The sequence below is a fragment of the Asticcacaulis sp. AC460 genome, assembly GCF_000495795.1.
Taxonomy (GTDB): domain Bacteria; phylum Pseudomonadota; class Alphaproteobacteria; order Caulobacterales; family Caulobacteraceae; genus Asticcacaulis.
This window is the reverse complement of the sequence record NZ_AWGD01000036.1, coordinates 111,994-138,091: the sequence shown is the minus strand read 5'-3', so window position 1 is coordinate 138,091 and position 26,098 is coordinate 111,994. Positions and strand designations below refer to the sequence as shown.

The window sequence follows — 26,098 nt, the reverse complement described above, 5'->3', positions numbered from 1 at the left end:
GCCATGCCGGAAATGTCGATTGTCTTCAATGACATCAACAAAAGCCAGGGAGTCTTCACCCGTCGTGCCTTCCTGATCGGCGGGCTGACGGCTCTGGGCCTGTTCGCCCTGGGGACACGGCTGGCCCACCTGCAGATCGTGCAGGGCGGCAAGTATTCCACCCTGTCGGCGCGTAACCAGTTCAATTTCCGCGTCATCCCGCCGCCGCGCGGCGATATCCTGGACCGCCACGGCCGGGTGATCGCCGGCAACCGGCCGTCCTTCCGGGTGATGATCGAGACCAACGAGGTCAAGGACATCAACTCGACCCTCGACCAGGTCGCCTACATCCTACCCCAGACCGTGGCCATGCGCCGCCGTATCCTGCGCGACATCAACCAGAACAAGCGTTCCGTGCCGACCCTGATCGCCGGCGACCTGAGCTGGGAGGACTTTTCCAAGGTCAGCCTCTATGCGGCCGACATTCCGGGCGTGGTCGCCGACATGGACCAGCTTCGCGCCTACCACCACGGCGGCGCCTTCAGCCACGTTGTCGGTTATGTCTCCAAGATCAACGCCGCCGACATGAAGGTCGAAGGCGAAAAGCCCGACGCCGACATCAACCTGCTGCACCACCCGTCTTTCCGCATCGGCAAGCAGGGCATCGAAAAGTCCCACGACAACATCCTGCGCGGCACGGCCGGCGGCAACAAGATGGAGGTCGACGCCGGCGGCAAGGTGGTCGGCGAGGACGGCGACGGTTCGATCGCCGCCATGCCCGGCGCGGACGTTACCCTGACGCTGGATCTCGACATCCAGAACCGGGCGCTCGAAGCCTTTGGCACCGATTCCGGTTCGGCGGTGATGATGAACATCCACACCGGCGAAATCATCTGCATGGTGTCGGCGCCCAGCTTCGATCCCAACCTGTTCGTTTCCGGCATTCCGACCAAGGCCTACCGCCTGCTGGCCGACTATGAGCGCAAGCCGTTGCTGGACAAGTCGGTGGGCTCGACCTTCGCGCCGGGCTCGACCTTCAAGATGGCGACGGCCCTGGCCATTCTCGATGCCGGGATCAACCCGGAGGAACAGGTCTTCTGCCGCGGCGGCTACCAGGTCGGCAACCGCTTCTTCCGCTGCCACGGCGTCCACGGCTCGGTGAACATGCGCAATGCGCACAAGTTCTCGTGCGACACCTACTTCTATTCCATGTGCAACCGCGCTGGCGTCGACCGTATCGCCAAATTCGCCGGCAAGCTGGGCCTGGGCCATACCTGGGACGGTTTCGAGATCGATGGCCAGAAGCGCGGCCTTATCCCGACCGAGCAGTGGAAGCGCGACTATTTCAACGGGACCAAGGGCCGTGCGAACGACCCGAAATGGCATCCCGGCGAAACCGCTTCGGTGGCCATCGGCCAGGGCTATGTTCACGTTTCGCCGCTGCAACTGGCCGTCTATGCTTCGCGCATTGCCAACGGCATGAAGGCGGTCGAGCCGCACCTGGTGCGCCAGATCGGCGACAAGGTCATCGACCATACCAAGGACTTCGCCGACCTCGGCATCCCCAAGGCGCATCTGGATATCGTCCGCGGCGGCATGTGGGCGGTGTCGAACGAACCTGGCGGCACGGGCCGCACCAACTCACAACTCGACCTTGGCCCCAATATCACGATTTCCGGCAAGACCGGCACGGCGCAGGTCATCGACTATGCCAAGGCCGGCACCCGCAAGGCGGCAGACTGGATGCACAAGGACCACGGCCTGTTCGTCTGTTTCGGGCCGTCGGACGCGCCGAAATATGCCTGCGCCGTGGTGGTCGAACATGGCGTCGCCGGCGGCCGCTTCGCCGCGCCCAAGGCGCGCGAGATCATGCGCCTGGCCATGATCAAGGACCCTGAGATCCAGAAACGCATCGTCGGCCCGGTCAGTACCGCGCTCGATACCGCCGCCTTGGCCCGCGGCGAGGCCGCCGGCGCCAGCGACATGCCCAATGAAGGCCAGCCGGCCGAAACACCTCCCGCTGATTAGAGATTATCATGGTACAAAGTGCGCTTTCACGTCCCGGTCAGCGGGAACGCTACGACAGCAAGATCGGTCAGATCGACTGGGTCTTCGTGACCCTGCTGGCCATGCTGGCGGGCATCGGCGCCCTGATCCAGTACAGCGTCGGCGGCATGAGCTGGGAGCCCTGGGCCTACAGCCAGCTGCGCAACTTCGCCCTGTTCCTGGCCATGGCCCTGGTCCTGGCGGTGGTCGACCTGCGCTTCTGGCTGTGGCTGGCCTATCCGTCCTATGCCGTGTCGCTGATCCTGCTGATCCTGGTCGAGCTGATCGGCGACACCCGCATGGGCGCCCAGCGCTGGCTGGAATTCGGTCCGATCTCCTTCCAGCCGTCGGAATTCATGAAGCTGGCCATCGTCCTGGCCCTGGCGCGCTTCTATCACGAACGCAAGCCCGAGGACGCCAACTGGTCCTTCTGGCTGCTGGTCCCGGCCTTGATGATCGCCGTGCCCTCGGCCTTGGTCATGCACCAGCCGGACCTGGGGACGGGCATGCTGATCCTGCTGACCGGCGGCGCCGTCATGGTCCTGGCCGGGCTGAACTGGAAGGCCATCGCCGGCGCCGGCCTGATGGGCGCGATCTCCGTGCCGCTGGCCTATTTCTTCGTGCTGCACGACTACCAGCGCAACCGCATCCTGACCTTCCTGAACCCTGAGGGCGATCCGTCCGGCGAAGGCTATCACATCCTGCAGTCCAAGATCGCCATGGGTTCGGGCGGGTTGCTGGGCAAGGGTCTGGGGCTGGGGTCGCAATCTCAGCTCAACTTCCTGCCGGAAAAACACACCGACTTCATCATGGCAGCGGTGTCCGAGGAGCTGGGCATGGTCGGCGGCGCCATGGTGCTGCTGCTGAGCGGCACGATCATCATCATGGCCTTGCGCATGGCGGCCTTGTCGCACTCGCACTTTGGCCGGCTGGCGGCGTCGGGCGCGATCGCGACCTATGCCTGTTACGTGCTGATCAACGGCGCCATGGTGATGGGCCTGTTCCCGGTGGTGGGGATTCCTATGCCGCTGGTGTCCTACGGCGGCTCGGTTATGCTAACGGTGATGGCGGGCTTCGGCCTGATCCTGGGCGTGAAGGTGCACCGCTACCAGGAGCTGCCGAAACAGTCGTCGATGCTGGCAAACCTTATGGAATAAGCCGCGTCTTCAAAGCTTCAAGTTACCGAATGTCCGACGTTACAAACGCCCTCCTCCTTACGAAGTGGGGAGGTCGGGTGAGCGAGCAAGGGTATAGCCCTTGCCGCGCAAGGAAGCGGTGGAGGGGTATGCATAGGTAGAGCGCCGCCCTGTTTCAGGACAATCGCTACTTCCCCAGGGCCACCAGAGCTTCATCGGCCGCCGCGACAAGCCCTTCCAGGATTCCCCGGTCGCTGGACGAATGCCCGGCCTTTTTGATCAGGTTGAACCGGGCTTCCGGCCAGGCCTGATGCAGTTCCCAGGCCGTTTTCATCGGCGTCACCACGTCATACCGACCCTGGACGATCCACGCCGGCACGTCCTTCAACGTCCGGATATTCTCCAGCACCCAGTTGTCGGTCTCGAAGAACCCGCCATTCTTGAAATACCAGCTCTCGATCCGCGCAAACGCCAACGCAAACTCCGGATCCGAAAACTTCGACGCCGCCTCGGACGGACCTTCGATCGACAACGTATCACCTTCCCAGCCGCTCCACGCCAGGGCGCAGCGCGTCGCCAGAGCCCGGTCGGAACCGTTCAGGCGCCGCACATAGGCGTTCAGCATATCGCCGCGCTCATCCTCGGGGATAGGCGCCAAAAACTTCTGCCAGATGTCGGGATAGAGGTGCGACGCGCCTTCCTGGTAGAACCAGTCCAGCTCGGACTTGCGCACCAAAAATATGCCGCGCAGGATCAACGCCGCCACCCGGTCGGTGTGTTTCAAGGCATAGGCCAGCGACAGGGTCGAGCCCCATGATCCGCCGAACACCACCCACTTTTCGATCCCCAGCTTTTCACGCAGGCGCTCGATATCGGCGACCAGGTGCCAGGTGGTGTTGTCCTCAAGCGAGATGTCCTGCGAGGCATGCGGTGTCGACTTGCCGCAACCGCGCTGGTCCAGCATGATGATGCGGTAGCCGTCCGGATTGAAGTAGCAGCGCAGGTTGGGCGAAGTCCCGCCACCGGGGCCGCCGTGCAGCACCACCACGGGCAGGCCGGCCGGATTGCCGCTTTGCTCGTAATAGATGCGATGCTTGCCTTCCGTCGCCATGTGGCCGCTGTCGAACGGCTCGATGTCGGGATAGAGGCCGCGCGGTGGCATGGGCCTGGGCTTGGAATTGGCAGAATCGGTCATGAGCTCTAAGAGAGGAGGCGATAGTTTCAGGTAACACTCTAAAGCCCAAATGGCGCAGGCCACAACCCTTTTCACGACGCAAAACCGGCAGGCGCTGTTTTACATCCTGCTGTTTTCCATGACGGGCGCCAATCTGCCCTTCATGCCGGTGTGGCTTGACCACCACGGCATGACCGGCGAACAGATCGGTCTTATCCTGGCCGTGCCCTTGCTGTTGCGCGCGGTGTCGGGCCCTTTGAGCGGCCTCTGGGCCGACCGGTTCGCGCTTTACCGGACGCCGATGATGTGGTTTGCCGCGGCCGCAGCGCTGTTCTACGCCCTGATGGGTCTGTCGCAGCTGTACGGACCGTGGCGGTTCGCCGCCTTCCTGATCCTTTATGCCTGCGCCTATACCTGCTCGACCAGTGTGTCGCCGATGCTCGATTCCATGACCTGGCAGTTGTCGCGCAGCCACGGCTTCAACTACGCCGTTCCGCGGTCGATCGGTTCGTTCGCCTTCGTCGTCGCTGAGGTCCTGCTCGGGCTGTTGCTGGTGTGGGCGTCACCCGATCTGATCCTGTGGTGGGTGGTGATCGCCGTCGCCATCATGGCGGTGTCGGGGCGGTTCATCCTGCCTGCGGAACCGCGTCAGGACCTGCGCCACCTCCAGGGCTCGGAGACCGCCTGGCAAAGGCTGCGCGTGCTGATGGGCAATCGCGGCCTGTTCTGGCTGCTGCTGGCGGTGGGCTGCCTGCAGGCGTCGCACAGCTTCTACTATGCCTTTTCGACCCTGATCTGGAAGAACAGCGGCCTGTCGACGGCGACCTGCGGCTATCTCTGGGCAGTGGGCGTGGTGGGCGAGATCGCCTTCATGATGTTCGCCGATCGTTTCCGCCGCCGGGTCGGGCCGTGGCGGATGCTGATCCTGGCGGCGGTGCTGGCGGTGGCGCGCTGGGGCGTGATGGCGTTCGGACCGCCGCTATGGCTGCTGTGGCCGTTGCAGTTGCTGCATATTTTCAGTTTTGCGGCGGTCTATTTCGCCGGGCTGGAACTGATCTATCGCTTGGCGCCCAAGGGCTATGAGGGCCTGGCCCAGACGGTCAATGCAGCCTATGCCAACGGGGTGATGATGGGGATCGGGACCATGCTGTCGGGGGCGGTGTTCGCCGCCTTCGGCGTCGGCGGCTATGGTTTGATGGCGGGCCTGGCCGGTGTTGGACTGCTGAGTGCGGGGTGGCTGTACCTGAACCGCGAGCGGTTTGTGGTGCCGTAAATCCGGATGAGCGCTGTGTATCGAAGAAAGATTGACCACGGAAGGCACCGAAACGCCGCTTCGCGACGGCACTGAAGACACGGAATTCCGGTTATGGCACCTTCCGCGCGAAGCGCCTTCATGACGAGGTATCATGGGATCGCGCTTGACGTGTTGATATCCTGAATTCCGTGTCTTTCCGTGTACGCCGCCGTCGGCGGCGCTTCAGTGTTTTCCGTGTTCCTCTGAAAAGTCAGCGGTAAGCCGGCTGACTGAGAGCTTTCTAAGGCGAAGAAGGGGAACACGGATCACACGGAAGCCGCTGCGCGGCGACACTGAAAACACGGAAATCCAGGATGCCGAAGCAGAGTGCGTTGCTCATAGTCTCTGGGAGTGAAGGCGCTTCGCGCGGGAAGTGCCGTAACCGGAATTCGGCGCCTTCCGTGGTTCCCTCCTACCGTCTTCAGCCCCACAGCGCCGGCTTCGGCGGATGCAGCACCGAACCGGTAATCTCCAGACCGTTCTCGCGGTCCTGGGCCAGCAGCAACGGCCCGTCCAGGTCGACGAAATCCGCCCCCTGGGCCACGATCATCGCAGGCGCCATGCTCAGCGATGTCGCCACCATGCAGCCGACCATGATCCCCATGCCGGCTTCCAAAGCCCGGGTCTTCAAGGCCAGGGCCTCGGTCAATCCGCCGGTTTTGTCGAGCTTGATATTGGCCACGGCATACAGCCGCGACACCCGGTCCAGCTCACCCCGCGTATGCAGGCTCTCATCGGCGCATAAAGGTATCGGGCACTCATAGTTCAGAAGTTGCTCGTCCTCGGACGCCTTCAACGGCTGCTCGATTAGCTTGACGCCCAGCCGCTTCAACTCCGGCGCCACCCGCTGCAGGTCATCGAACGATAGACCCTCATTGCCGTCGACGATCAGCCGGGCATTGGGGGCGTTGCGCTTGACCGCCGCCACCCGGTCGATGTCGTCAACGCCACCGATCTTCAGCTTCAACAAAGGCCGGCGTGCATTGGCCTTGGCCTGCTGGCCCATGGCTTCGGGGGTATCCAGGCTCAAGGTAAAGGCCGTCTTCAACGGATCCAGCCGTCGCAAGCCCGCCGTTTTCCAGGCCGCAATCCCCGTCTTCTTGGCGTTCAGATCCCAAAGGGCGCAGTCGACGGCATTACGCGCCGCACCGGCCGGCAACATATTGTACAGCTCGCCGAACGTGATGGCCGTCTCGATGCGATGCCTGGCGCCCTCCAGCTGTTCAAGGCAACCTTCCAGGCTTTCGCCGTAACGGGCATAGGGCACGGCCTCGCCGCGGCCGACATGATCGCCGCCATGCAGTTCGACATAGAGCACCTTCGCCTCGGTTTTCGACCCGCGGGCGATGGTAAAGGTCCCGGCAATCGGGAAGGTTTCGTCGCGGACAATAAGGCGCATCAGATCAGGTCAGAAATCGCCGCATCCAGCAGCAGGTAGGCGCGACCGGGTTCGGTCGCCAGCACATCGTTCAGCGCCCGCGACGGCTCCTTGGCCATCAGCGCCATATTGATCTGCTGGTCGTAATAGGTGGCGAAGTCGTTCGCTTGCTGACGCAAATTCCCATCGGTCAGCAACCGCCGGCTCAACCGCCGGATAGCCGCCGGGGCGACGCGGCGCACGACCATGCGCGCGCCTTCGTTATCCTCGGCCATGATGGCGGAGATGGTCTCTTCGATGCGCGACCGCGACAGCAGCGCGGCGGCGTCGACCCCCATGGCGGCGACCTCATTGATCATGATGTCGTCCAGGCTGTCGAACTCGGGATCAAGCGGCGGCTGCGGCGCGACCGGGGCCGGTTCGTAGGTCTGGACCGAAGCCTCGGCGCGGCTTTCGGTGGTGCTGTCCATGCCGTTCAGCAGATCGCGCCACGACCAGCCATCGGGAGTCTTGCCGGCCGCCAGAGGCTGAGCTTGGGGCTGGGCTTGCGGTTGCGGCGCCGGTGTCTGGCGGGGCTGCGGGCCGGGCGAAGCACGGGTTTCGCTGATCGGCGACAGGCGCAGGCGCTGGGCCGACTGGCTCACCGGCGCCGGCGGCGTCTGGCGAATCGCAGGCGCCGGCTGCGGCGCCACGGGCGGTTCGGCGGCGCGGCGTATCTGCAGGTTGCGGCCATAATCGCGGTCGCGCACCGGCGCCTCGGCGGTGTTCTGGGGTAGCGGCTGCTCGCCCGAGATCACGCCCATCAACCGTACGGCCTCGTTCAGCATGTCGTAGTTGCGTTTGACCCGGTCCTGGAAGGCCTGGTCCACGGCTTCGGTTTCGATCGACGCGCGCTTGGCGGCAGCGGTCATAGCGGCGATACCGTCCTCGACGGCGCGGCGGATTTCATCCAGCCGGTCGCGCGCCATGATCGGTAGCTGGTCGGCCGAGGTGGTCAGTTCGTTCAGCGCCGAGGCCACCTCGGTGATGGCCTCACGGGCGTGCGAGAAGCTCTGGTCCAGCTTTTCGGCGGTCTGGTCGCCGGCCTCGGCGATCAGTTCGGCCGAGTTCTCGATCAGCCGGCGCGCCGCGTTGAACCGCGTGTCGAAGACCTCGTCGGCCTTTTTGCTGGCTTCGAAAATGGTCTCGTTCAGCCGGTCGACGCGCGACTGCGCCGCCTGGGCGGCCTGGTCGGCGGCCTTGCGCGTCTCGGTCGCCGAAGACGTCAACTGATCGAGGGAGCGCCGGGTTTCCGAGATCAGGTCGTCGCGGGCGTCGGCGGCCATGATCGAAATGTTCGACAGGGTGGCGTGGATCCGCGTTTCGAAGGCCGTACGCTCATTTTCGGCGGCGCCGATGACCGAGCGGAAATTCTCCTGCGCCGTCAGCACGATGTCGCGCAGGACATCGATGCCGCGGGCCGAGGTCTCGCCCAGATCGACGGTGGCGACGCGGGTGATTGACAGGGCCTCGGTCAGTTGCGCGCGCTGATTTTCGATATGGACGGCGAAGTCTTCCTGATCGGCGCGCAGGGATAGGGCAGCCGATACCAAGCCGGCGCGCTGCTGCGACAGACCTTCCTCGACGCTGCGGATCTGGTCGGCGACGCCGGAGCCGGCGGTTTCCAGGCGCTGGGTCTGGCGGTCCAGGTCCTCGGAGATGCGGCGGGCGGTATCGGAGACATCCGACGCCGCGCCCATCATGTCCGACGCCGTCGAAGCCAGCGACGCCTCGGCCTCGCGCAGTTGCGTCTGGGCAAGGTCGGAGGCATCGGCGACCATCCGCGCCTGGCGGTCGACGGCTTCGATGATGCCGCTCGACTGGGCGCCCAGCGACTGGCTCATCAGGTTGACGGCCTCGCGTTCGTGCTCCAACGACCGGGTGATGCTGGCCGTGGCGGCGCGGGCGATCTGGGCGGCGTCCTGCAGCCGGTCAGTCTCGGCCTTCAAACGTGCGGACAGTTCGGCGATGTCGTTGTGCGCCAGGCGGACGGCGCGGACGGCGTGGTCGACCTGGTTGCGCAGGGCATCGACCAGGTCGGTGGTCTGGGAGGCGGCCGAGGCGGCGGGTGCCAGCATGGCATCGGCCAGGGCGGCGGTGCGCTGGGTCTGGCGCGACAGGGCGGCGGCGTTGCGCAGGGCGAAGGCCGAGGCGAAGATCAGGCCGACCGGGAACAGGGCCAGGAAGGCGAGAATGGCCAGGCGCACCGGCTCGGACAGGAACGCGGTCAGCGATCCTTGCGCCCCCAGGACGAAGGCGGCCAGGCCGCACGCCCACAGCAGGCTGACCAGGGCGGTGGCGCCCCAGAAGACGGTGGGCGAGGCGCCGGTGGCCTTCATGACGCCTTCCGGCTGGACCTTGATTGCGGACAGGTCGCGGCGCACCGGCTCTTCGTCCGGCTTTTTTGCGGTGGACTTGGCCGGCGGGGTCGCCTCGGGCGGCGGCGTAAGCTTGGCAACGGTTTCAGGCCGGGAAATCGTCTCGGGCCTCGAAATCGTCTCGGGAATATCGAAGTCATGGCTTTCGGCGGGCGCTTCCAGGAACGCTTCCTCGGCGGCCTTCAGTGGCGTTTCCAAGATGTCTTCGGCGCCGTCGGCGGTTTCGATGGCGTCCTCGCTGATGAGCTCTCCGCGCGGCGTGCGTCGGCGGATGCCTTTCGGTTCGGTCAGGTTCAGCGGGGGGCGGCGTGATTTCATTCAAGTATCCTGTGGCCCGACTCAGGTCAGCGTCAACGGGCATTGCGCGAAGCGGACAGGCCGGGTTTCTCCCCCCGTCTTTCTCCCAACACGGGAAAGTTAGCCGCAAAGGGCTAATTTAGCAAAGGTTTTCGTCAGTTAACGGAGAGGAATCTGGGGCTTTCAGGGGCGCGGCGCCAGCGTCTTTACCACGCGCGGGGCAGGTGCGCCGCTGGGGGAGAAACGATCGTCGTTCTCCGGCACGGGCGCGCGGGAACTCTTCGGCTTGTCGACGGTGCGCTGGGTGGCGGGGGGTTGCTTTTTCGGCTTGTCGGATGCGTCGCTGGCGCCGAAATGCACCAGCGCGGCGGACAGAAGTCCGGCGAGGGCAGCGCTCATCATGTCCGACAGGGACGACATGGCAGGGAATCCGTTCACGCGCTTCGGGAGGACCGCGTCGCCGCGAGTCCGTCATCATCATGCCGCAAATTCGTCACGGTTGCAATTGAGACGGTGTCGATCGGCGGAAAATCACGCCGATGTGGCAGGAAAACCTACTCGGCCGGGCCGTAGCGGTTGTCGACGGGCCTGCCTTCGGCGCTGAGATTGTAGGCGATGAACAGGTTGTACAGCGCCAGCACGATAGCGGCGGTCAGGCCGATGCCGTTGAAGACGACCAACTGGAAGAACGGTGTCGCCAGTTCGAACAGCGCGCCGATAAAGCTCCAGAATTCGCCGGCATACATGGCTTTCAACAGCACCCAGGCACCAAAACCCAGCACACCCAGCCCGACCAGCAGGACAGGCCACAACAGGAATCCGGGCAGGCCCCGGTCATGCAGCCGGCGTATCGAAAGCTGCGCGGCGCGGTACTGGACATAGAGGATGACGGCGATGATGACGCCGACGGCGGCGACCGACAGCGGCATGTTGTGCTGGGTGAAGGTCAGCGCCACGACCGAAGCCAGGATAATGCCCAAGACGGTCATCCAGTCGAGCTTGCCGGCGGCATCCTTGTAGGCGCGGCGGCCGATACGTCCTTGGGTATTCCATGCCAGATTGATCATCGGACCCTCCACATATCCCCGTTAACCAAGTTTACGCGACGACTCCGCGGTCTGTACAGAGGAATTACTGTGGGAGCGCTTTCTAAGACAGGCTGGGTTCTTAAAAGCGATACACTATCAATACCTTATACCTCCCCGTTATACGGGGAGGTGGATCATTTGCTGGAAGCAAATGAGACGGTGGGGGATTTGGCCCGCAGGCGTTTCCACGCTTACATTCCCATCCGGCGGTCCCCGCAAGCCTCTGATATTGTCCCCGCAAACACAATGGGTTATCGCTTAAGCCATGTCGCCCTTTCCCACCGTCGCTACCCGTTCCGACATCACCCTGGCCACCCTGGCTCAGGCGGTGGCCGACGCCCATGAACCGATCGTTTTCAAAGGCGTGGTTCGCGACTGGCCGTCCGTCCGAGCATCACAAACATCGGCCGACGCGCTGATTGACTATCTGAAGGCCTGCGACAATGGGGCGCCGGCGGCGACCTTCCGCCAGCCGCCGGGCGACGGCAAGTTCTTCTACAATTCGACCATTGATGGCTTCACGTTTCAACGCGGCAACCTGCCGCTATCGGTGACCCTGGAACGGCTCCGCCAGATCCGCAACCAATCGAACGCCGAACACGTCTATATCCAGTCGGCGCCGGTCAAGGACCACCTGCCGCGGATGAAGGCCGAGAACCAGCTGCCGTGTGTCGACGCCGAACCACGCATCTGGATCGGCAACACCTCGATCACCCAGATCCATTTCGATTTGTCGGAAAACCTGGTCTGCATGATCGGCGGGGAGAAACGCTTCATCCTGTTCCCGCCGGACCAGCTTCCGAACCTGTATATGGGCCCGTTCGAACGCACGGTCTCGAACGTCCCGACTTCGATGGCCAGCCTGGAGAACCCGGATTTCACCGCCCATCCGCGCTTTGCCGAGGCGCTGAAGGCGGCCACCGTCGCCGACCTGGAACCCGGCGATGTGCTCTACATCCCCTATATGTGGTGGCACCATGTCGTGTCGTCGGGCGGCTTCAATGTCCAGATGAACTACTGGTGGAACCCGGCCCTGGACATCCAGGCGGCCGGGGGGCAGCCGATGCAGGCCCTGGTCCTGGCCATGCTGGCGGTGCGCGACTTACCCGAGGATCAGCGCGACGCCTGGAAGGGCATGTTCGACCACTTCGTCTTCCAGAAGAACGGCCCGCCGGCCGAGCACCTGCCGCCGGATCGGCGCGGCCTGATGGGCGACATGACGTTCGAACAGCGCCTAGGCCTGCGCAAACACCTGGGCCAGAACCTGGCCGAGGATTAGCCCTTGTGGCGTTCGCGCAGGATATCCAGCACGGGCCCCAGACCGGTATCTCGCGCCATCAACAGCACGCTCAAATGATACAGCAGGTCGGCGGCTTCGTTGTGCAGTTCGTCGAGGTCACCGGCACGACCGGCCAAAGCGGTTTCCAGCCCTTCCTCGCCGACCTTCTGGGCGATCTTGGCGATCCCCTTGTGCATCAGGCGCGCGGTGTAGCTGTCGGCCGGCGACGCTTCCGCGCGTTCGGTGACCACCTTGGCGAGGTGCGCCATGAAACCGATGCCCGGCGCGTTCTCCATACCGAAGCACGAGGTGGTCTTGGTGTGGCAGGTCGGGCCTTCCGGCCGCGCCAGCACCAGAACGGCGTCTTCATCGCAGTCGGCCAGGACCTGGTCCAGCACCAGCACATCGCCCGAGGTCTCGCCCTTGCGCCACAGCCGGTCTTTCGACCGCGAATAAAACACGACCTGGCCGCCGGTCAGGGTTTCGCGCAGGGCGTCGGTGTTCATATAGCCCAGCATCAGGACCTGAAGCGTGTCGGCATGCTGGACCACGGCGGGCACCAGTCCGCCGGACTTGGCGAAGTCGATGCGGGCGATGTCGTCGACGGTGAGGGGATTGGGCAGGGTGTGCTGTTCGGCCATCAGGAGCTCGTTGTTCATAGTCACCACAAGAAGACGACATCGCTCTTTCTTGCTCCTCCCCGCTTGTCGGGGAGGGGGACCGCTCGAGTGAGTGGAAGTCTGAGGCCGAAGGCCGAGGACTGCAACGAGCAAGGTGCGGTGGTGGGGTTTCTTACTTACAGTCTCACAGCTATCCCGGCCTGACGCAAGTCGCGCTTCAACTCAGGAATGTGGATGATCTTCTTGTGAAAGACGCTGGCCGCCAAAGCGCCCGAAACGTCGGCCTGGTCGAACACCTCGACAAAGTGTTCCGGCGCACCGGCGCCGCCTGAGGCCACCAGCGGAATGTCCAACAGGTCGCGCACCAGCCGCAGTTGCTTCAGGTCATACCCCTTGCGCACCCCGTCCTGGTTCATGCAGTTCAGCACGATCTCACCGGCGCCGCGGTCGCGCGCCTCCACGACCCAGTCCAGGGTCCGGCGACCAGCCTGGCGGATCTTGTCCGGATCGCCGGAATATTGATGGACGTAATAGTCCCCATCCATCTCCCGGCTGTCGATGCCGACGACGACACACTGCGACCCTGCCATCTCGGCCAGTTCGTTGATCAGATCGGGCCGCTCCAGGGCCGGCGAATTGATCGACACCTTGTCGGCGCCGCTGTTCAGGCATTTCACGGCTTGGTCCGCCGAGCGGATGCCGCCGGCGACGCAGAACGGAATATCAAGCGCCCGGGCTATATCGCGCACCCAATTGTAGTCGACCGTGCGCCCTTCCGACGAGGCGGTGATGTCGTACAGCACCAGTTCATCGGCGCCTTCGTCGCGATAGCGCAGGGCCATGTCGACGGCGTCGCCCAGGACTTCGTGGCCGACGAACTGCACGCCTTTGACGACCTTGCCGTCCTTGACATCGAGACAGGGGATGATGCGCCTAGCCAACATTGAGGGCTGCTTTCAGGTCGATCAGACCCTCATAGATCGCCTTGCCGACGATGGCGCCGTGGACACCCAGGGTCTTCAGGTCATGCAGATCCTCGATCGAACGCACACCGCCTGAAGCCTGGATCTCCAGGTCTGGCCGCTTGCGGCGCAGGGCTGTCATCAAAGCCATGTTCGGGCCCATCAGCATGCCGTCGCGCGACACGTCGGTGACCAGGATGCGCTGGGCGACGCCGACCGGATAATAATCTAATACATCCCACAGCGAGATGCCCGAGCCTTCGACCCAGCCATGCAGGGCGGCGTCGAAATCGCCATCAGCCGTCGGCAGAACATCAAGCGCCAGGGTAATCCGATCCTTGCCGAAATCGCTCAGCCAGCCGCGGACCTCTTCGGGGTTCTTGACCGCCGCCGAGCCGACCACAACGGCGGAGACGCCTTCGTCGAGCAGGGTCTGGACGTGGGCGCGCGTGCGGACGCCGCCGCCGGTCTGAATCTTGGCCTGGGAGGCCTTGGCCAGCCGGCCGATCAGGTCGTGCTGTTGCGGCGATCCGGCCTTGGCGCCGTCCAGATCGACAATGTGCACCCACTGGGCGTGCTCGCCGTTGAACAGGCCCAGCCGCTTGAACGGATCGGAGTCGTACTTGGTGACGGCGTCGAAGCGGCCTTGCGACAGACGGACGCATTCACCATTGATCAGGTCGATAGCGGGGTAAAGGATCATAGTTTCACAAAGTTTTCCAAGATTTTGGCGCCCGTGGCCGAAGACCGTTCGGGGTGGAACTGACAGCCCCAGACCTGGCCCTTGCGAACCATCGCGGCGAACGGTTCGCCATAGGTCGCGGTCGCCAGGGTGCACTCATTGACCGGACAGACGAAGGAGTGGACGAAATAGGCATAGTCGCCGTCATTGACGCTCGCCGTCAGCGGATCGTCCCGCGTGACCGCAAGCTGGTTCCAGCCCATATGCGGCACCACGAAGTTGTTGGATGCCTCCATGCGGGTGACCCGGCCGGGGATCAGCCCCAAACACTGGACATCGCCTTCGTCGGAGCCTTCGAACAGCAGTTGCTGGCCCAGGCAGACGCCCAACAGCGGCACATCGAGGCTGCGAATGACATCGAACAGGCCCAGTTCATGGATGCGGTTCATGGCGAAACCCGCCGCGCCGACACCCGGTAAAACCACCTTCTTCGCCGCGGCGATCTCGGCGGCATCCGACGACAGATGCGCCTCGACACCCAGCCGTTCCAGCGCAAACAGCACTGAAGCCGTGTTGGCGCAACCCAGTTCAATGACCGTGATCATGCCAGCATTCCCTTGGTGGAGGGCAGGGCGTCGCCTTCGATCCGCGTCGCCTGGCGCAGCGCCCGGCCCAGGGCCTTGTAGCAGGCTTCGGTCTTGTGGTGATCGTTGCCGCCGTCGACCTCGACATGGATCGAAGCCCCCAGGGTTTCCGACAGCGAACGGAAGGCGTGGCCCGTCATCTCCGTCTGGTAGTCGCCGATGTGCGTCGACTGGAAATCGCCCTTGAAGACGCAGAACGGCCGGCCGCCCAGGTCGATACTGACCTTGGCCTCGGTCTCGTCCATCGGCAGCACAAACCCGAACCGCGCCATCCCCATGCGGTCGCCCAGGGCCTGTTTCAGCGCCGACCCGAAAGCCAGCATACAGTCCTCGACCGTGTGGTGGCCGTCGATATGCAGGTCGCCTTCGCAAGCCAGTTGCAGCGAAAACCCGCCGTGGGTCGCGACCTGGTCCAGCATGTGGTCGAAGAAACCGATACCGGTCTCGACCTTCACCGGTTTCGGCTGGTCCAGATTGACCAGGACCGAGATCCGCGTCTCCTTGGTGTCGCGCATGACCTCACCGACGCGCGGCGGCTTGGCGTCGTCGGCGACGTCCAGCGCTTTCAAGATGCGGTTGTTGGTGGCGACATCCCCCAAGGCCAGCAGCAGACCGGTCGGGGTCACCTGAGGCGACAGGCCCAGCCGCTTCAAAGCGGTCTGGGTGGCGATCAGGTTTTTCGGCCGCAAAAGCAGGAAGGGACCTTCGTTCAAATCGAACGCTTCCAGTAATTGCGAAGTTTTTAACCGTTCACGCAACCGCGCCTGTTCACCGCGGATCAGGTCGATCCGGGCTTGTACGGAAAGGGCCCGCGATGGCGACAGGGCGCTCTCCGCCGCCCGCACCGACGGTGTCGGCAACGGATGTGGTTCGCAATACTTCAGCAATCCTTGAAGTGTCTTGGTGTTGGCGATTAACGCGCCGGCGCGGGCGCCGGACATGCCGAACAGGAAGGACATGCTCTTCAGCACAACGACATTGGGCTCGCTGGTCGCCAGGTCGATCAGCGACCCGTCCGAGGCATCGGCATAGCTTTCGTCGATGACCAGCAGGGTCGGGAAGATGTCGACCGCCAGGGTCCGTGCCGTCACCAGGTCGATCGCCCGGCCGTCTTTTTGGCTGGGATTATCAATGAGATAGAAGCCGCCGCCGCGCGCCAGGGTGCCGGCTTCGGGAGGCTTGCGGATGGCGAGGCTATAGACCCCGCACAGGTCTTCGATATAGTGGTCCTGGCCGGCCCAGACGAACTCATGGCCGTGCACGCGCAACCGGCGCATCACAACTTCCATGCCGTGCGAAGCGCCGCGGGTGACCATCAGCTGATGCGGCTCGACGCCGTAAAAGCCAGCCATGCGCTCGCGCAACGGCTCCAGCGAAGGCGGGACGGCTTCCAGGCCGGCGCCGCCGAGGGATGAGAAGGGGGAGTTGAACATCTCTACACTTCCAATCTGAAATCGGCCGCCAGGGCGTGAGCCTCAAGCCCTTCCAGCCGCGCCAGGCGGGCAGCAGCAGGGGCGATGGCGGCGGCACCTTCGCGGGTGGCCTTCTGGACAACGAAGCTGGTCAGGAAGGACCGCACGGTTATGCCGTCGTAGGACCGTGCCGCGCCGTCGGTCGGCAGGACGTGGCTGGGGCCCGCCGCATAGTCGCCAAAGGTTTCCGCGGCATAGGTGCCGGCGAAAATGGTCCCCGCTGCGGTCAGCAGCGGCACGATGGCGTCGACGTCCTCGATCTGGATGGCCAGGTGTTCAGGGGCGTACAGATTGGACACTTCGGACGCTTCGCGGAAACTGGAAGTGATAAAGATTCGCGCCTGATTCAGCGATGCTTTCGCGATGGTGGCGCGCGGCAGGCGCTCGACCTGGATGGCGACCTCGGCGGCGATGCGGTTCGCTATGTCGGCAGACAGGGCGACCAGGATGACCTGGGCGTCGGAGTCGTGCTCGGCCTGGCTGAGCAGGTCGGCAGCGACCAGCTTCACATTGGCGGTGTCGTCGGCGATGACCAGCAGTTCGGACGGACCGGCCGGCATGTCGATGGCCAGGCCCGAGATGCGCTCGGTGGCGTACTTCTTGGCTTCGGTGACGTATTTGTTGCCCGGGCCGAACAGCTTGTCGGCGGCGGGAACGCCGTCAAGGATGCCCAAAGCCATGGCGGCGATGCCGTGGGCGCCGCCGACGCGCCAGATGGCGTCCAGGCCCGAGGCCGCCGCGCAGGCGATCATCATCGGGTGCAGCGAACCGTCGCGCGCCGGCGGGGTGATGCACACCCGGTTGGGCACGCCGGCCACCGCCGCCGGAACCGCCGTCATGATCAGGGTCGAAAACAGCGGCGCCAGGCCGCCCGGAATGTACAGGCCGGCCGTGGTGATCGGGCGATAGACGCGTTGCAGCGACAGGCCGGGCTTGGGCGAAATCACCGGGCCATCGCCGGGCAGTTCCGCCTGCTGGAAGGCACGGACGTTTTCGGCGGCCAGTTCCATGGCCGCCAGATCTTCGCCGGTCATTTGGGCGCGGGCTGCGTCAACCGTTGCCGCAGTCAACTCCAGCCGGTCGGGCGCAAAGCCGTCCAGCTTCACTGCCCAGTCGCGCAAGCCCTCGAAGCCGCGCGCTTCGATATCGTCGAAGATGTCGCGCACCCGCGCCAGCACCGCAGGATCGCGGCGGTTTTCCGGTCGGGCCAAGGCGGCCTTACGCCCCTCCCGATCCAGGTCTTTCCAGATGAAGGTGCGCATCACGGCATCATCTTTTCGATCGGCAGCACCAGGATGGCCGAGGCGCCGGCGGCCTTCAGGCGGTCCAGGGTTTCCCAGAAGACGCTTTCGTCGCAGACGGCGTGAACGGCGACCATGGACGGATCGACCAGGTTCATGATGGTCGGGCTGCCTGAACCAGGGATCAGGTTGATGATCTCATCGAGATGATCGCGCGGCGCGTTCATCATGACATACTTGGCGCCAGTCGACTTGGTGACGCCGTCGAAGCGGCGCACCACCATGTCGTAGATGTGGGCCAGGTCGGGCTGGGGGGCGTGCGGCGCCTTGATCAGCACGGCTTCGGACTTGAGCACCAGTTCGACCGGCTTGAGATTGTTGACCTCCAGGGTGGTGCCGGTGGAGACCAGATCGCAGATGGCGTCGGCAATGTGCATGCGCGGAGCGACTTCGACGCCGCCGCGCATCTCGATGACCTCGGCGGTGATGCCGTTGTCGGACAGCCATTGTTTCAGGATGTTCGGATACGACGTGGCGATGCGCTTGCCGGCGACGCTCTTGGGGCCTTGGTAGTCGAAATTGACCGGCACGGCCAGTTTCAGCGTGCACTTGCCGAAGCCCAGACGCATGACAATGATCTCTTCCAGGTCCTTGTCCGGGAAGTGTTCCTTCAGCACATTGTAACCGACGATGCCCAGTTCGGCGACATTGTCGTCGACGAAGGTCGGAATGTCGTCGTCGCGCACCCGAAGCAGGTCGATCGGATGATTTTCGACCCGGTACAGCAGCTCGTTGGCGCCGCGGATGGCGCGCAGGCCGGCGCCGGTGATCAGTTCCAGCGAGCGTTCGGCGAGGCGGCCGGACTTCTGGACGGCGATGCGGAGGCGGGGTTCGGTCATCTTCAGGTCTTCTTATCGGTTTTCATGCGGTCGAGGACCGCGCGGTAGCCCTGGTGGGGCATGTTGTTCAAAAAATTGGCGACGCGGGTGACAGTGGTGGTCGAGACGCCGGTCTGGTCCGAGATCTGGCGGTAGGACAGTTCGCCGTCATCCAGCAGCCAGGCGACCCGGAACCGTTCCGCCAGAGCCCGGATTTCCTGCGGGGTGCACAGGTCGGTCAGGAAATCCTTGACCTCGTCCTGGCTTTTCAACTGCAGGAAGGCTTGGTGGAGGAGGGTGATATCGTCCTTGAGGCTGGGATGGTCGGCCGCCATGCGCGTGTCTCCGGTTGTATCAGCGGGCTGATACGCCAGCCGGCATCCCTGCGCAAGTGAAACTATCCGATAGCCGCGCCGGAAAGCGCCGTGCCATGTGTGCAGACGTCGGTCATGACAGCGTTGCTCCTCTCGATTTGGCGTGCCAATGTGTTATCGTGCTGATACAGAAAGGTTGCGGTCAGGGCAAGCGAAAAATCCGGTTTTCCGATTAAATCTCGATCAGGACGTCTGGCAGTTCGTTGGGATTGTCGTCCGTCGGCGGGAAGTGCTGGGCCAGGGCGGCGCCGCAGACCGTGATGGCCTCTTCGAAGCCGTCGGTCGCGTCGCCTGTCTTGATGTGCTTCAAGAGGATGGCCACCGTGTCGTTCCAGAAACTCTTGTCGACCTTGTCGTAGATGCCGGCATCGGCGATGACCTCGACGACGTGCTCTTCGACCGCCAGGAAGATCAGCACGCCGGTACGCGCCGCCGTCAGGTGCAGGCCGCGGGCATAGAACTGTTCCAGAGCCTTCTGGTGGACCTTGGCGCGGCGGGTCGCCAGCGGCGTTAAGGCCAGTTTCAGGCTCGTAAAGCGGATCACGGTATAGGCCACGGCAAACACGGCCAACTGTACCACAGCATAGGTCAGGATGGCTTCCCAGGTCAGCAGGTTGCCGTCAACGGAGAGGCCGTGCCAGCCCAGGACCGGCGACAGCAGGTTTTCCAGCCAGTGGTGCGGCAGCATACCCATGGTCGCCACGACCAGGGGCAGGGTCAGGGCCGCTACAGCCGCCCAGCCCAGGGGTGTTTCGCCGTAATCCAGCGCCTTGTTTTTGACAACGCAGGTGATTTCGCCGGAGGTCCCGGTTTCGGCCCGGGCGATGGCCGCATTGATGCGGCTGTGGTCGATGTTCAGAGTGCCCATGTCTACCAGCTCCCGCTCGCACCGCCGCCGCCGAACGACCCGCCGCCGCCGGAAAAACCGCCTCCGCCTCCGCCGCCGGACCAGCCACCGCCGCCTCCGCCGCCCCAGCCGCCGCCCAGGATGTTGCCCAGCAGGAACCAGGGCAGCCAGCCGCGCGAGAACATGAAGATGACGACGAGGATGATAATTATGGCCAGGATCGGGAAGCCACCCTTTTCCTTCTGGCGGATTTCGACCTTCTGGGCCGTCGCCGCCTTGGCCTGGTCTATGGCGGCGCCACGCTCCATCGACAGGGTCTGGACGATAACGTCGGCGCCCTTGGTGACGCCGGCGTCGTAATTGCCGGCCTTGAACTCCGGCAGGATGACGTCGCGGACGACGCGGCCCATCAGGATGTCGGGCAGGACGGGTTCCAGGCCGTAGCCGACCTCGATACGCACCTTGCGGTCATTGGGCGCCACCAGCAGGATGACGCCGTTGTCCTTGAGGGTCTGGCCCTTCGATGACTGAACGTCGTTCTTTTGGCCGATGCCCCAGGCGCGGCCCAGCTGATAGCCGTAGTCCTCGATCGGATAGCCGCCCAGATCCTTGACAGTGACCACAATAACCTGGTCGGTGGTGCTGTCTTCGAGCTGTTTGAGCTTTTCGTTGAGGTCACGTTCGGTCTGGGCCGACAGGATACCGGCCTCATCGACAACGCGGGTATTGTTCTGGGCCGGAAATTGCGGCGCGGCAAAAGCACTTCCCGCACAAAAGAGCAGGGTCAGCAAGGCCATCAGCCATGGCCGGAAGCCGAGGTTGGCGGAGCGGTTCATGGGCTTTGGCCTTGCTGTCGCGACTTATTTCGACGCCGGGGCGCCGACGCTGTCCATATTGACTTCCGGCGCCTTGACCGCGCCACCCGGCGTGGCGGCCGCCGGATCCAGGGCCGTGAAGTAGGCCATCGGCTTGGCGCTGGAATGGGCCGTCTTGGCCCAGACAACGCCCGGGAAGGTGCGCAGTTCGGTGTTATAGTCCTGGGCCGCGGCGTTGTAGTCTTTCTGGGCGATCAGGACGCGCGACTGGGCGCCGTTGATGGCGACCATAAGGTCACGGAAATTGTCGTTGGACTTCAGGTTGGGATAGTTTTCCTGGATGACCATCAGCCGGCCCAGCGCCGAACCGACACCGTTCTGGGCTTCCTGGAACTGCTTGAACTTTTCCGGATCGGTGATGGTCGAGGCGTCGACCGAAACCTTTGTGGCGTTGGCGCGCGCCGTGACGACATCGTTGAGGATGGCGCGCTCATTGGCGGCGGCGCCCTTGACGGTCGAGACCAGTTGCGGGATCAGATCGGCGCGGTACTGATAGGCGGCGGCGACGTCAGACCACTTGGTCTTGGCGTTTTCTTCCTTGGTCGGAATGGTATTGTAGCCGCAGCCGGCCAGGCTCAGGGCCATACCCGCAACGGCGATCAGACCCAAAACGCGCTTGAACATGAAGAAGCTCCCTATTGCCCGTGTGGAGAGCCTCTTGCCCCCCGACCCGCAGATGTGATGTGTCTTAACCCATTTTTAAAGAGGGCAAAAGCGCACTTTTCGCTCAACAGTGCGCCCGGGGCCCGCTATGGTCGCCTGAAATGCACTATATATGGGGGAAACCATCATGATCCGTAGCTGGATAAACGCGGCCGCCGTCGCTCTGATCCTGGCCGCCACGCCGGTTCTGGCGCAAGGGCCGGCGCCTCTGGTCGCAGAACCGGTCCTGAGCGCGACCGCGCTTGCCGATCTGACCACGCGGGGCACGAATGGCGATGTGCGCGCCATGACCGAGCTGGGCCGCCGCTATGCCGACGGCCGGGGCGTCAAGCGCGATTACGACCAGGCCTTCAACTGGCTGTTCAAGGCCTCGGCCAGCGACGCCGAAGCCCAGAGTGCCCTGGGTGACCTGTACCTGTCCGGGAACGGAGTCGAGCTGGATGAAGCGCGGGCGCTGGAACTGTACCGTTTGTCGGCGGCGCAGGGCTTCGCCGAAGGCCAGTACAGCGTCGGCTGGATGTATGAGAACGGCAATTCCGTCGCCGTCGACTATGCCGAGGCCATGAAATGGTACCGCCTGGCGGCGGCCCAGAACTATGCCCAGGCCCACAACCGCCTGGGGGACATTTATTCCAACGCCCTGGGCACACCAGAAGACCGGACGAAGGCTCTGGAACACTATCGCGCTTCCGCCGATCTCAACGACGCCTATGGCCTGTCGTCGGTGGGTGACTATTATGAAAACGGCTGGATCGTTGCTCAGGACGTGGCCAAGGCGAAGGACTATTTCCGGCGCAGCGCTGAGCAGGGCGGATGCGACGGCATCTACGCCATGGGCAATATCTACGAAGACGGCGACCTGGGCGAAGCGAAGAATGTCGAGCTGGCGTTTCAATGGTTCCAGCGCGGGGATGTCAAGAACTGCGCTTTCAGCCAGCTGGCGCTTGGCCGCTTCTACGCCGAAGGAACCGGGGTCGAGGCCGATCCGGCGGAAGCCTTCAAGTTCGCCGCCAAGGCCGCGCTCAGCGGCAGCTCGATCGCACAAATGCGTCTGGCCGATCACTATTATTTCGGCGATTTCCTGCCGCAGGACTATGACCAGGCGTTGAAATGGTACCACAAGAGTGCCGACCAGGGCCTGGCGCGGGCGAAGTACCGCATCGGCTACATGTACATGGAGGGGCAGGGCGTCAAGACCGACTATGCCCAGGCCCTGACATGGCTGCGCCAGTCGGCGGCGGAAGATGACGCCTGGGCGCAGTACCAGCTGGGCGTGATGTACGAAAACGCCATGGGCGTGCCTCAGGACCGGGTTCAGGGGCTGAAATGGTACCTGCTGGCCGCCGCCGGTAAGGACGAGGACGCCATCGCGGCGATTCCCGTCATCAAGAAATCCATGTCCGCCGGCGATATCGCGAAGGCGGAAAAGCTGGCCAAGGCATCGTAGAGGGCGTTACTTTGCCTTCAGTTGCGCGGTCTGCGGTTCTCTTAGGGGGCTGATGCCGTGGCTGACGGTAGCATATGTGCGCCGGCCGCGCTAAAACAACGTCATGCTGTCACGTATCCTGCGCGCGCTTTCCACATGGCCCAAGGCTGACGAATGGCGGGAGGTGGCGGCCATCGCGTTGGTCGCCGCACTGGCCATTGGTACCGTCGCCGGCCTGACGGGCCTGCTGTCCTGGCAACCAAGACTGCAGTGGGCGTCGCTGCTGGTGTTTGTCGTGCCGGCTTTTACCGAGGAACTGATCTTCCGCGGGCCGCTGCCTTCCAGACACGAAAGCGCCCGCCCCATCTTATGGATGGCGGCCGGCGTCCTTCTTTTCACGCTGTGGCACGTGTCCGAAGCCCTGACCTTCCTGCCGGGGGCGCGCCTGTTTCTGGAACCGCGCTTTCTCATATGCGCGGCCATACTGGGCACAGGCTGCGCCGCCATGCGCTACCGCACGGGCTCACTCTGGCCGGGTGTGGTCTTCCACGGTCTGATCGTGCTGGCCTGGCAGGGGATTTTGGGCGGGCCGTCCGCTTTCGACCTTATGCCGTGACCATATGGCTGGGGTTGACGTATTTGTGCATGACGTAGTCGGTGAAGGCGTACTGGCCGAATTCACTGCTGATCTCGCGCGCCACGGCAAAGCCCGAACGCAGGCAGAAATCGACCGAGTCGTTGTCGCCCTTATGGACCAGGATGACCAGGTCGCGAACCGGCGCGAAGTGATCCTGGGCAGCACGGACCAGGGTCTTACCCAGGCCGAAGCCGCGGAAATCGCTCATGACATAGAGGTGGGTGATGATGACGCGGCTGCCTTCGAGGTGGGCGGAGGCAAAGCCGACATCGGCACGGCCGGCGCGGACGATGAAGTGGGCATGGCCGCGTTCGCGCATATCCTCTTCCATCTGGTCGAGGTCGAACAGGGCGGCGACGGTTTCGTCCATGTCGAGCGGGGCGATGGTCGAACGATGGTGCTTGGTCCAGATCGTCATGGCCAGATCGCGGACCTCGTCGAGGTCGTCGATGGAGATGGTGCGGACTTGGGTAATGTTTGGGGTAATGTTTGGCATCGGAGGGCTCCACGGTTTGAGTGGGGTCGTGATAGCGTTGGCACTGGCTTTGGTCAGTTTCGCCCTGAGAGGGGGCAGATGTATCGTGGCAAGTCTTGCGCCTGCCTTGCCGTGTTAAGTGGTGATTAACCGTGATTTAACAGAACATTAATTTTTGTAACACGGAAATCAGGCAGTAAAAAGGGCGTAAATACCTGATAACGGGATTGTTTACCGCCCATCTATTCCCTTGAGGCGTGTGCGGTGCAATAATCTGGCCGTATTTTTGGCCGATACCTTAAGTGTAGTAAAGAATTTATAAAGGTCGTTACTTGAAAAATAAGCAAGGCGTAAAGGTGGGGCTGCTTGCAGTATGGGGCAGGCCGGCCTGCCCCATTTGCAACCCGGTTCTCAGATGGCCTTCTGCATTACGTAGTCGGTAAAGCCGTAGGGGCCCATCTGCACCGGCACCTCAGCCTCGACCTGGAAGCCGGAGCGCAGGTAATAGTTGATCGCCGGGGTGTTGTCCTTATTGACGTACAGCGCCATTTCGAGTGGTGGTGAATTGGTGATGCGGTCGGTGTGGAAATGCTCCAGCGCGGCTTCGATCAGCGCCTTGCCTAACCCCAGGCCGCGATGATCGTCGCGGACATACAGCTTCTTCAGCCACAGACGGCCGCCATCCATATAGGCCGAGGCATAGCCGACATTGAGGTCACCGTAGCGGACGATCCAGAAGACATGGCCCAGGCGGATCATTTCATCTTCGAGATTGTCGGTGGCGTACAGGACAGCCAGCATGGCGTCGACCCGGTCGGGGCCGATAATGTTGCGATAGCATTTGGGCCAGATGATCAGCGCCAGTTCGCGCACGATCTCCAGTTCTTCGACGCCGATCCGACGGATCTTGGGCGGCTGGGCCATGGTTTCCCCTTTTTCGAGACTTAGAGCGGGTTTCGATCCGGAAGAATCGGATCGGCGCTCTAAGTTTTTGCTTTTACGCGCATCTTTATCCGAAAAGTGCGTCACACTTTTCGGGATGCGCTCTAACAGCCGTCTTTTGCGGCTTGTCATACGAATATGTGGCAAAAACCGTGTTTTTCAAGCGTAAATTTTGCGAAAAAAAACGGCGCCCAGGGGAGGGGGGGGGAAGGTCCCTGGGCGCCAACACCGGCCGTCATAGGGGAGCGGCCGGAATTTCTGATAAGGCGTATTACGACGGGTGCCGTCGAGTGGATCACCGGTATGCAATTTTTTTCGACCGTGCCTTATGGCCCGTGCTAGATTTATGCGGGCACAGAGCACGGGGGGGAAGCGATGAAGATCCGGGGAATCGTCGGCGGGGTGCTGTTGCTTACCATGGCAGGCTGTTCTCCTCGGGCCAGCACCGTCGACCAGGTCATCGCAGCATGCGCCAGTGGCAAGCCGATGCCGGCCGGCACACCGGAAACCCTTTTCTGTCAGGGTATGGTGGCCTGGCAGCACGATGACATTGCCGGCGCCCATACCCTGTTCCTCCAGGCGGCCGAAAAAGGTTACGCTCCGGCGCAGTACATGGCGGGATCCCATTTTCGCGAGGGCTATGGCGTCAAAAAGGATATGTCCCTGGCTATTCCCTTGCTGCTGAAGGCCGCGAAGCGGGGGCTGCCTGACGCACAGAATGACTATGCCAAAATCTATTTCTATGGCGAGGATGGGATTGAGGCCGATCCGGAAAGGGCTATCCCCTGGCTGAGGAAGGCGGCCGACCAGGGCTACCGCCATTCTCAAACCCTGTTGGCCGAAGCCTATTACAACGCCACCGGCGTCGATCAGGATCTTGACCGGTCGGTCGCCCTTTACACCAAGGCGGCGGAAGGCGGCCATGGTTTTGCCCAGTACATACTCGGAACCATCTATGAAAAGGGTGAGGCTGTGCCGCGTGATGACGTCAAGGCGGTGCATTGGCTGGAGATGGCGGCCCGCGGCAACGTCAAGGAAGCGCAACTGGACCTGGCCCGGTTGTACGCGGACAAGACACGGCTGAACGCGCCGGTTCAGGCCTTGAGCTGGTTCCTGGTCTATGCCGGTGGCAAGGATGTCGAGCGTCCGCCGGAGATCGACAGCCTCACAACGACGCTGACACCGGATCAGGTCAATACGGCCACCGCCCGAGCGGAAGTCATCCGCAGCAAACTGCCGGAAGACTGGCGCGACGTCACGTAAACAACCGAC

Annotated in this window: 25 protein-coding genes; 7 read left to right on the top strand and 18 right to left on the bottom strand. The window is 63.3% G+C overall.

What is annotated here, in order from left to right:
- Nucleotides 1–3: 3 nt before the first annotated feature.
- Both mrdA and rodA read left to right on the top strand, forming a co-directional pair.
- Nucleotides 4–2,007, top strand: a complete 2,004-nt coding sequence (gene mrdA, locus ABAC460_RS43780) for a penicillin-binding protein 2 (protein ID WP_023455191.1) — start codon at nt 4–6, stop codon at nt 2,005–2,007.
- A gap of 8 nt (nt 2,008–2,015) precedes the next feature.
- Complete coding sequence (gene rodA / locus ABAC460_RS43775; RefSeq protein WP_023455190.1) at nt 2,016–3,182, top strand: rod shape-determining protein RodA; 1,167 nt, start codon at nt 2,016–2,018, stop codon at nt 3,180–3,182.
- Nucleotides 3,183–3,348: 166 nt separating this feature from the next.
- On the opposite strand, the gene pip is transcribed toward rodA, so the two are convergent.
- A complete protein-coding gene (pip, locus tag ABAC460_RS43770) occupies nt 3,349–4,356 on the bottom strand; it encodes a prolyl aminopeptidase (protein WP_023455189.1) in 1,008 nt (335 codons plus the stop codon).
- A 49-nt stretch (nt 4,357–4,405) separates the two neighbouring features.
- On the opposite strand from pip, the gene ABAC460_RS43765 reads away from it, so the two are divergent.
- The gene (locus ABAC460_RS43765) at nt 4,406–5,608 is read left to right on the top strand and encodes an MFS transporter (protein WP_023455188.1); all 1,203 of its coding nucleotides are present in this window, start codon (nt 4,406–4,408) and stop codon (nt 5,606–5,608) included.
- A gap of 442 nt (nt 5,609–6,050) precedes the next feature.
- Here ABAC460_RS43765 and dgcA read toward each other — a convergent pair whose 3' ends face one another.
- From dgcA to ABAC460_RS43745, 4 genes are all read right to left on the bottom strand, one after another.
- The gene (gene dgcA, locus ABAC460_RS43760) at nt 6,051–7,028 is read right to left on the bottom strand and encodes an N-acetyl-D-Glu racemase DgcA (RefSeq protein ID WP_023455187.1); all 978 of its coding nucleotides are present in this window, start codon (nt 7,026–7,028) and stop codon (nt 6,051–6,053) included.
- Nucleotides 7,028–9,742: a hypothetical protein gene (locus ABAC460_RS43755; RefSeq protein ID WP_023455186.1), complete on the bottom strand. Its 2,715-nt coding sequence runs from the start codon at nt 9,740–9,742 to the stop codon at nt 7,028–7,030. Before ABAC460_RS43755 ends, dgcA begins: the two co-directional genes overlap by 1 nt.
- 162 nt (nt 9,743–9,904) lie before the next feature.
- Nucleotides 9,905–10,141, bottom strand: a complete 237-nt coding sequence (locus ABAC460_RS43750) for a hypothetical protein (protein WP_023455185.1) — start codon at nt 10,139–10,141, stop codon at nt 9,905–9,907.
- Between the two features lie 134 nt (nt 10,142–10,275).
- Nucleotides 10,276–10,788: a DUF805 domain-containing protein gene (locus tag ABAC460_RS43745; RefSeq protein WP_023455184.1), complete on the bottom strand. Its 513-nt coding sequence runs from the start codon at nt 10,786–10,788 to the stop codon at nt 10,276–10,278.
- Nucleotides 10,789–11,074: 286 nt separating this feature from the next.
- On the opposite strand from ABAC460_RS43745, the gene ABAC460_RS43740 reads away from it, so the two are divergent.
- Nucleotides 11,075–12,088 (top strand): cupin-like domain-containing protein, encoded by a 1,014-nt coding sequence (locus ABAC460_RS43740; protein WP_023455183.1) that lies wholly within the window; start codon nt 11,075–11,077, stop codon nt 12,086–12,088.
- Here the strand turns inward: ABAC460_RS43740 and hisIE are convergent.
- The 11 genes from hisIE to ABAC460_RS43685 form a co-directional block, all read right to left on the bottom strand.
- Entirely contained in the window at nt 12,085–12,729 is a 645-nt protein-coding gene (gene hisIE, locus ABAC460_RS43735) for a bifunctional phosphoribosyl-AMP cyclohydrolase/phosphoribosyl-ATP diphosphatase HisIE (RefSeq protein ID WP_031237369.1), read from the bottom strand. The two genes, ABAC460_RS43740 and hisIE, sit on opposite strands and share 4 nt — an antisense overlap.
- 155 nt (nt 12,730–12,884) lie before the next feature.
- A complete protein-coding gene (hisF, locus tag ABAC460_RS43730) occupies nt 12,885–13,652 on the bottom strand; it encodes an imidazole glycerol phosphate synthase subunit HisF (RefSeq protein ID WP_023455181.1) in 768 nt (255 codons plus the stop codon).
- Nucleotides 13,642–14,373: a 1-(5-phosphoribosyl)-5-[(5-phosphoribosylamino)methylideneamino]imidazole-4-carboxamide isomerase gene (gene hisA, locus ABAC460_RS43725; RefSeq protein WP_023455180.1), complete on the bottom strand. Its 732-nt coding sequence runs from the start codon at nt 14,371–14,373 to the stop codon at nt 13,642–13,644. The genes hisF and hisA overlap by 11 nt, the downstream gene beginning before the upstream one ends.
- A complete protein-coding gene (hisH, locus tag ABAC460_RS43720) occupies nt 14,370–14,957 on the bottom strand; it encodes an imidazole glycerol phosphate synthase subunit HisH (RefSeq protein ID WP_023455179.1) in 588 nt (195 codons plus the stop codon). Before hisH ends, hisA begins: the two co-directional genes overlap by 4 nt.
- Nucleotides 14,954–16,429, bottom strand: a complete 1,476-nt coding sequence (gene hisB, locus ABAC460_RS43715) for an imidazoleglycerol-phosphate dehydratase HisB (protein WP_023455178.1) — start codon at nt 16,427–16,429, stop codon at nt 14,954–14,956. The genes hisH and hisB overlap by 4 nt, the downstream gene beginning before the upstream one ends.
- Nucleotides 16,430–16,431: 2 nt before the next feature.
- Entirely contained in the window at nt 16,432–17,730 is a 1,299-nt protein-coding gene (gene hisD / locus ABAC460_RS43710; RefSeq protein WP_023455177.1) for a histidinol dehydrogenase, read from the bottom strand.
- The gene (hisG, locus tag ABAC460_RS43705) at nt 17,730–18,608 is read right to left on the bottom strand and encodes an ATP phosphoribosyltransferase (protein ID WP_023455176.1); all 879 of its coding nucleotides are present in this window, start codon (nt 18,606–18,608) and stop codon (nt 17,730–17,732) included. The genes hisD and hisG overlap by 1 nt, the downstream gene beginning before the upstream one ends.
- 2 nt (nt 18,609–18,610) lie before the next feature.
- Nucleotides 18,611–18,922, bottom strand: a complete 312-nt coding sequence (locus ABAC460_RS43700; protein WP_023455175.1) for a YerC/YecD family TrpR-related protein — start codon at nt 18,920–18,922, stop codon at nt 18,611–18,613.
- Nucleotides 18,923–19,133: 211 nt separating this feature from the next.
- Complete coding sequence (locus ABAC460_RS43695; protein ID WP_023455174.1) at nt 19,134–19,829, bottom strand: TPM domain-containing protein; 696 nt, start codon at nt 19,827–19,829, stop codon at nt 19,134–19,136.
- Between the two features lie 2 nt (nt 19,830–19,831).
- The gene (locus tag ABAC460_RS43690; RefSeq protein WP_023455173.1) at nt 19,832–20,644 is read right to left on the bottom strand and encodes a TPM domain-containing protein; all 813 of its coding nucleotides are present in this window, start codon (nt 20,642–20,644) and stop codon (nt 19,832–19,834) included.
- Between the two features lie 24 nt (nt 20,645–20,668).
- Nucleotides 20,669–21,307 carry a LemA family protein gene (locus ABAC460_RS43685; protein WP_023455172.1) on the bottom strand — a complete coding sequence of 213 codons (639 nt, stop codon included), beginning with the start codon at nt 21,305–21,307 and terminating at the stop codon, nt 20,669–20,671.
- A gap of 166 nt (nt 21,308–21,473) precedes the next feature.
- Between ABAC460_RS43685 and ABAC460_RS43680 the strand changes: the two genes are divergently transcribed.
- Entirely contained in the window at nt 21,474–22,793 is a 1,320-nt protein-coding gene (locus ABAC460_RS43680) for a tetratricopeptide repeat protein (RefSeq protein WP_162150343.1), read from the top strand.
- Nucleotides 22,794–22,896: 103 nt separating this feature from the next.
- Nucleotides 22,897–23,388, top strand: coding sequence for a CPBP family glutamic-type intramembrane protease (locus ABAC460_RS43675; RefSeq protein WP_023455170.1), 492 nt, complete (start codon nt 22,897–22,899; stop codon nt 23,386–23,388).
- On the opposite strand, the gene ABAC460_RS43670 is transcribed toward ABAC460_RS43675, so the two are convergent.
- Both ABAC460_RS43670 and ABAC460_RS43665 read right to left on the bottom strand, forming a co-directional pair.
- Nucleotides 23,378–23,905 carry a GNAT family N-acetyltransferase gene (locus tag ABAC460_RS43670; RefSeq protein WP_023455169.1) on the bottom strand — a complete coding sequence of 176 codons (528 nt, stop codon included), beginning with the start codon at nt 23,903–23,905 and terminating at the stop codon, nt 23,378–23,380. The genes ABAC460_RS43675 and ABAC460_RS43670 overlap by 11 nt on opposite strands.
- Nucleotides 23,906–24,295: 390 nt before the next feature.
- A complete protein-coding gene (locus ABAC460_RS43665; RefSeq protein ID WP_023455168.1) occupies nt 24,296–24,808 on the bottom strand; it encodes a GNAT family N-acetyltransferase in 513 nt (170 codons plus the stop codon).
- 393 nt (nt 24,809–25,201) lie between these two features.
- On the opposite strand from ABAC460_RS43665, the gene ABAC460_RS48605 reads away from it, so the two are divergent.
- Nucleotides 25,202–26,089, top strand: a complete 888-nt coding sequence (locus ABAC460_RS48605; RefSeq protein ID WP_023455167.1) for a tetratricopeptide repeat protein — start codon at nt 25,202–25,204, stop codon at nt 26,087–26,089.
- The last annotated feature ends 9 nt before the right edge of the window (nt 26,090–26,098 follow it).

Bases quoted from the DNA above. Each gene is read 5' to 3' on its own strand.
- mrdA (WP_023455191.1), top strand. From the start codon at position 4: ATGCCGGAAATGTCGATTGTCTTCAATGACATCAACAAAAGCCAGGGA.
- rodA (WP_023455190.1), top strand. From the start codon at position 2,016: ATGGTACAAAGTGCGCTTTCACGTCCCGGTCAGCGGGAACGCTACGAC.
- pip (WP_023455189.1), bottom strand. From the start codon at position 4,356: ATGACCGATTCTGCCAATTCCAAGCCCAGGCCCATGCCACCGCGCGGC.
- ABAC460_RS43765 (WP_023455188.1), top strand. From the start codon at position 4,406: ATGGCGCAGGCCACAACCCTTTTCACGACGCAAAACCGGCAGGCGCTG.
- dgcA (WP_023455187.1), bottom strand. From the start codon at position 7,028: ATGCGCCTTATTGTCCGCGACGAAACCTTCCCGATTGCCGGGACCTTT.
- ABAC460_RS43755 (WP_023455186.1), bottom strand. From the start codon at position 9,742: ATGAAATCACGCCGCCCCCCGCTGAACCTGACCGAACCGAAAGGCATC.
- ABAC460_RS43750 (WP_023455185.1), bottom strand. From the start codon at position 10,141: ATGTCGTCCCTGTCGGACATGATGAGCGCTGCCCTCGCCGGACTTCTG.
- ABAC460_RS43745 (WP_023455184.1), bottom strand. From the start codon at position 10,788: ATGATCAATCTGGCATGGAATACCCAAGGACGTATCGGCCGCCGCGCC.
- ABAC460_RS43740 (WP_023455183.1), top strand. From the start codon at position 11,075: ATGTCGCCCTTTCCCACCGTCGCTACCCGTTCCGACATCACCCTGGCC.
- hisIE (WP_031237369.1), bottom strand. From the start codon at position 12,729: ATGGCCGAACAGCACACCCTGCCCAATCCCCTCACCGTCGACGACATC.
- hisF (WP_023455181.1), bottom strand. From the start codon at position 13,652: ATGTTGGCTAGGCGCATCATCCCCTGTCTCGATGTCAAGGACGGCAAG.
- hisA (WP_023455180.1), bottom strand. From the start codon at position 14,373: ATGATCCTTTACCCCGCTATCGACCTGATCAATGGTGAATGCGTCCGT.
- hisH (WP_023455179.1), bottom strand. From the start codon at position 14,957: ATGATCACGGTCATTGAACTGGGTTGCGCCAACACGGCTTCAGTGCTG.
- hisB (WP_023455178.1), bottom strand. From the start codon at position 16,429: ATGTTCAACTCCCCCTTCTCATCCCTCGGCGGCGCCGGCCTGGAAGCC.
- hisD (WP_023455177.1), bottom strand. From the start codon at position 17,730: ATGCGCACCTTCATCTGGAAAGACCTGGATCGGGAGGGGCGTAAGGCC.
- hisG (WP_023455176.1), bottom strand. From the start codon at position 18,608: ATGACCGAACCCCGCCTCCGCATCGCCGTCCAGAAGTCCGGCCGCCTC.
- ABAC460_RS43700 (WP_023455175.1), bottom strand. From the start codon at position 18,922: ATGGCGGCCGACCATCCCAGCCTCAAGGACGATATCACCCTCCTCCAC.
- ABAC460_RS43695 (WP_023455174.1), bottom strand. From the start codon at position 19,829: ATGGGCACTCTGAACATCGACCACAGCCGCATCAATGCGGCCATCGCC.
- ABAC460_RS43690 (WP_023455173.1), bottom strand. From the start codon at position 20,644: ATGAACCGCTCCGCCAACCTCGGCTTCCGGCCATGGCTGATGGCCTTG.
- ABAC460_RS43685 (WP_023455172.1), bottom strand. From the start codon at position 21,307: ATGTTCAAGCGCGTTTTGGGTCTGATCGCCGTTGCGGGTATGGCCCTG.
- ABAC460_RS43680 (WP_162150343.1), top strand. From the start codon at position 21,474: ATGATCCGTAGCTGGATAAACGCGGCCGCCGTCGCTCTGATCCTGGCC.
- ABAC460_RS43675 (WP_023455170.1), top strand. From the start codon at position 22,897: ATGCTGTCACGTATCCTGCGCGCGCTTTCCACATGGCCCAAGGCTGAC.
- ABAC460_RS43670 (WP_023455169.1), bottom strand. From the start codon at position 23,905: ATGCCAAACATTACCCCAAACATTACCCAAGTCCGCACCATCTCCATC.
- ABAC460_RS43665 (WP_023455168.1), bottom strand. From the start codon at position 24,808: ATGGCCCAGCCGCCCAAGATCCGTCGGATCGGCGTCGAAGAACTGGAG.
- ABAC460_RS48605 (WP_023455167.1), top strand. From the start codon at position 25,202: ATGAAGATCCGGGGAATCGTCGGCGGGGTGCTGTTGCTTACCATGGCA.